This is a genomic window from Flavobacterium sp. UBA4854, assembly GCF_002399805.1.
Lineage (GTDB): Bacteria > Bacteroidota > Bacteroidia > Flavobacteriales > Flavobacteriaceae > Flavobacterium > Flavobacterium ginsengisoli.
This window is the reverse complement of sequence record NZ_DHEI01000040.1, coordinates 67,344-68,344: the sequence shown is the minus strand read 5'-3', so window position 1 is coordinate 68,344 and position 1,001 is coordinate 67,344. Positions and strand designations below refer to the sequence as shown.

Sequence of the window (1,001 nt, the reverse complement as noted above, 5' to 3'; positions counted from 1 at the left end):
TCAAAACCAATAAAACGATAATTTTAAAACATCAATATTTATAAAATGATTTCTTTTCTAATCTTTTTAGGCGTTTTTCTTTTCATGGAATGTGTGACATGGCTTACGCACAAATACGTCATGCATGGATTTATGTGGTATTTTCATGCCGACCATCATCAGCCGAAATACGAAAACACTTTTGAGCGCAACGATATTTTCTTCGTCATTTTTGCTACTCCGAGTATTATTTTATTCTACTTTGGCGTTCAAGGCGGATTTAACTATTTGTTTTTTATTGCCTGCGGCATTACGCTTTATGGCGCTTGTTATTTTTTAATTCACGATGTCTTGATTCATCAGCGTTTCAAATGGTTTAAAAACACCAAAAATAAATACCTCATCGGACTTAGAAAAGCACATAAAATACACCACAAACATTTACAAAAAGAAAAAGGAGAATGTTTCGGAATGTTATTCGTACCATTCAAATATTATAAAATGTAGCATTATTTGGGCATTTTTTTTAAAACGATTTGATTATGAAATTATACAAAATAACAACCGTACAACATATCAATGCAAGCGCAGAAGATTGCTGGGATTTCTTCTCAAGTCCGAAAAATTTGCAAACCATAACACTCGATAACATGAATTTCCAAATTCAGGATTATGATGGAAAGCGTATGTATCAAGGACAGATTATCACTTATACCTTAAAACCTCTTTTCGGAATCAAAATGTCCTGGGTTACTGAAATTACAGCTTGCCAAGAAAACGAGTATTTTGTAGACATTCAACAATTTGGGCCTTATAAACTATGGCATCACAAACATTTCTTTGAACCAACACCAGACGGAGGAACCAAAATGACTGATATTGTTCATTACGCTCTTCCATTTGGAATTCTAGGCAGAATCATGAATCGCTTGGTTGTAAAAAACAAATTGAAAAGCATTTTCGATTATAGATTTAATAAAATCGAAGAATTATTTAATTTGAAAAAATAAGCCACAGATTTC

General features: G+C 32.4%; 2 protein-coding genes. Both read left to right on the top strand.

Going from position 1 to position 1,001, the window contains the following annotated elements:
• The first annotated feature begins 45 nt into the window (after positions 1-45).
• Positions 46-486, top strand: coding sequence for a sterol desaturase family protein (locus B3J44_RS05555; RefSeq protein WP_198858158.1), 441 nt, complete (start codon positions 46-48; stop codon positions 484-486).
• Positions 487-521: 35 nt separating this feature from the next.
• The gene (locus B3J44_RS05550; RefSeq protein ID WP_286966663.1) at positions 522-989 is read left to right on the top strand and encodes an SRPBCC family protein; all 468 of its coding nucleotides are present in this window, start codon (positions 522-524) and stop codon (positions 987-989) included.
• Positions 990-1,001 lie beyond the last annotated feature (12 nt).